Origin of the sequence: Bacteroides caecigallinarum (assembly GCF_016902295.1) — a bacterium.
Classification (GTDB): domain Bacteria; phylum Bacteroidota; class Bacteroidia; order Bacteroidales; family Bacteroidaceae; genus Phocaeicola; species Phocaeicola caecigallinarum_A.
Genome location: NZ_JACJLQ010000079.1, coordinates 1 through 3,219 on the forward strand (window position 1 = coordinate 1; position 3,219 = coordinate 3,219).

At 42.4% G+C, this 3,219-nt stretch carries 3 protein-coding genes; all 3 read left to right on the forward strand.

Annotated features, from left to right (window positions below; genetic code table 11):
* The first annotated feature begins 129 nt into the window (after window positions 1-129).
* The 3 genes from H6A27_RS14015 to dusB are packed head-to-tail and all read left to right on the forward strand — an operon-like array spanning window position 130 to window position 3,102.
* The gene (locus tag H6A27_RS14015) at window positions 130-1,140 is read left to right on the forward strand and encodes an NAD-dependent epimerase/dehydratase family protein (RefSeq protein WP_204509126.1); all 1,011 of its coding nucleotides are present in this window, start codon (window positions 130-132) and stop codon (window positions 1,138-1,140) included.
* Window positions 1,131-2,102, forward strand: coding sequence for a phosphatase PAP2 family protein (locus tag H6A27_RS14020; protein ID WP_204509127.1), 972 nt, complete (start codon window positions 1,131-1,133; stop codon window positions 2,100-2,102). The genes H6A27_RS14015 and H6A27_RS14020 overlap by 10 nt, the downstream gene beginning before the upstream one ends.
* Window positions 2,103-2,118: 16 nt before the next feature.
* Window positions 2,119-3,102: a tRNA dihydrouridine synthase DusB gene (gene dusB, locus H6A27_RS14025; RefSeq protein WP_204509128.1), complete on the forward strand. Its 984-nt coding sequence runs from the start codon at window positions 2,119-2,121 to the stop codon at window positions 3,100-3,102.
* The last annotated feature ends 117 nt before the right edge of the window (window positions 3,103-3,219 follow it).

Consider the following 3,219-nt stretch of genomic DNA (forward strand, 5'->3'; position numbering starts at 1 on the left):
ATACAACATTTTGTGCTTCGAGCACGGCAATAGACGATCAATCAAGTACGTAGGGCTTGATTTTTTATTGCACCGGCATAAAAAACGAAGATTTTTATGTAAGTTTGTGCCTTTATAATACGGGAAGTTATGAATAACAAAATATTAGTAACAGGAGCCAGCGGATTTATTGGCAGTTTTTTGGTTGAGGGTGGCCTTGCCGAAGGAATGCAGGTATGGGCCGGAGTGCGTAAAAGCAGTAGCAGAAAGTATTTGCAGGACGATCGGATCCGTTTTGCCGAACTCGATTTTACCGATTCGGACAGACTTGCGTCGCAGTTGCTCAAGCATAAGGAGGAACACGGCGGATGGGACTATATCATTCATTGTGCCGGCGTCACCAAATGTTTAGACAAGGCAGGTTTCGAGATAGGAAACTATTGGGCTACACGTCATTTCATCGAAACCCTCATGAAACTTGATATGGCTCCTAAGAATTTTATTTTCATAAGCTCACTCAGTATTTTCGGACCTATACGCGAAAAAGACTATTCGTCCATATGCGAAACAGATAAGCCTGCTCCGAACACGGCTTATGGTGTGAGCAAGCTCAAGACAGAGGAGTATCTTCAGAGTCTGAAGGATTTTCCATACGTGATATTCCGTCCTACTGGAGTATATGGCCCTCGGGAGAGGGATTACTTCCTGATGGTAAAGTCGATATGCAATCATGTGGATTTCGTTGCGGGATATAAGAGACAGGACATTACTTTCATATATGTAAAAGATTTGGTTCAGGCCGTTTATCTGGCAATAAGTAAAGGCGTAAGGAATCGTTCATATTTTGTGAGCGACGGTGGTGTATATAACAGTCGCGCCTTCTCAGACTTGATAAGGAAGGAACTTGGAAATCCGTGGATGATAAGGTTTGTATGTCCGTTGCTGTTGCTTAAGGCAATATCGTATGTTTCAGGTTTTATATCACATTTTACTCATAAACCAAGTACATTGAACGGTGACAAATACAAGATAATGAAACAGCGTAACTGGAGGTGTGATATAGAGCCTCTCAGGAGAGAGTTAGGTTATGAACCTGAATATGATCTGGAACGTGGAGTCAAAGAAACTGTAAACTGGTATAAGAAAGAAGGATGGGTGTAAAGATAAATCTTTTGGAGAGGGTCGAGAGCGGCAAAGGGCTTTTTGCTGTAGAGAGCATAAGCCTTATTTATAATGCTCTTACTTCTATCCTTATATTAATATTGTATGCGCGGATGGATCATCCCGGAGTGATGCTTCTTGAGCGCTTGGTAATAGTAGTACTTACTTTTGCTCTGATATATCTGTACAGCGCTTTTCCGTGCAGGCTTACGGCTTTTGTACGTATGGTAGTCCAGATGTCGCTTCTTGCATACTGGTATCCTGATACATACGAGTTCAACCGTGTGTTTGACAATCTGGACCATCTCTTTGCGGCTATGGAGCAGTCGTTGTTCGAGTGTCAGCCTTCTGTGGAGTTCTGTGCACATTTTCCTTCCATCTGGTTTAGCGAGCCGCTCAATATGGGTTATTTTTTCTATTATCCCATGATGCTGATAGCGGTGGTGTATTATTTCTTATTTCATTTTAAGTGGTTTGAAAAGATTTGCTTTGTGCTCGTTACATCTTTTTTCATATACTATCTTTTCTATTTGCTTGTGCCGGTGGCAGGACCACAGTTCTATTTCCCCGCAATAGGTATGGATAGGGTAAACGCGTGCGAGTTTATTCCTATAGGAGATTATTTCAACTACAATGTGCTTTTATTCCCTGCACCTGGATATGAGCATGGCTTCTTTTACAATCTGGTTGAGGCCTCACAGGAGATTGGCGAACGTCCTACCGCGGCATTCCCGAGTTCGCATGTAGCCATATCAACCATTATTATGATAATGTCATGGCGTGTGAGCAGGAAATTATCTTATTTTCTGCTGCCTTTTTACATACTTTTATGTCTGGCCACTGTATATATACAAGCTCATTATCTGATAGATTCCATTGCCGGATTCTTTTCGGCTTTTGTGGTTTATCGTGTGGCTACACTGATGTATAACAAATGGTTTATTACTCCCACTTTCAAATGATTAATAAAACTGGTTTATGAAGATTAGAAATATTGACTTAGGAGAACAGCCTGTACTATTGGCTCCAATGGAGGATGTTACAGACCCGGCCTTTCGCCTTCTTTGTAAGGAGTTTGGTGCCGATATGGTATATACCGAATTCGTTTCGAGCGACGCTCTGATTCGCTCGGTGGGGAAGACCATGCTTAAACTCAATATTAGCGATAAGGAACGTCCTGTGGCCATCCAGATTTACGGTAAGGATACAGAAACTATGGTAGAGGCCGCAAAGATTGTTGAACAGGCCAACCCTGATATCCTTGATTTGAATTTCGGATGTCCTGTAAAGCGTGTGGCCGGCAAGGGAGCTGGTTCGGGCATGTTGCAGAACGTACCTAAAATGCTTGAGATAACAAAAGCTGTGGTAGATGCTGTTAAGATACCTGTTACGGTGAAAACACGTTTGGGATGGGATTCGGAGCATAAAATTATAGTTGAACTTGCCGAACAGCTTCAGGATTGCGGTATTGAGGCTCTTACCATTCACGGCCGTACACGTGCGCAGATGTACACAGGTGAAGCAGATTGGACTCTTATAGGCGAGGTAAAGAACAATCCCCGTATGCATATTCCTATAATAGGTAATGGTGATGTGACAACACCTCAGCGTGCAAAGGAATGTTTCGACAAATACGGTGTGGATGCCATAATGATAGGTCGTGCCAGCTTCGGTCGTCCCTGGATATTCAAGGAAGTGAAACATTATCTGCAGACTGGCGAGGAGCTAACAGGGCTCGATTTCAACTGGAAAATGAATGTCTTGCGTCGTGAAGTACAGGACAGTGTAAATTTGCTCGACGAACGTCGCGGAATACTTCATGTACGCCGTCATCTTGCGGCATCTCCGTTGTTCAAGGGTATTCCTAACTTCAAGGAAACACGTATAGCCATGCTCAGGGCAGAAACGCTTGACGAACTGAATTCCATTCTTAATCACATAGAAGATACTTTTGCTTATTGATTTTATACTATATTTAAGTTTCGCAAGTAGCTTTATTCCGTTTTCTTCTCTGGACATAGCTTTTTGATGATAGCAATTTTTTGGTTATCATTAGCAATCATCCGGATGATTTCTTCT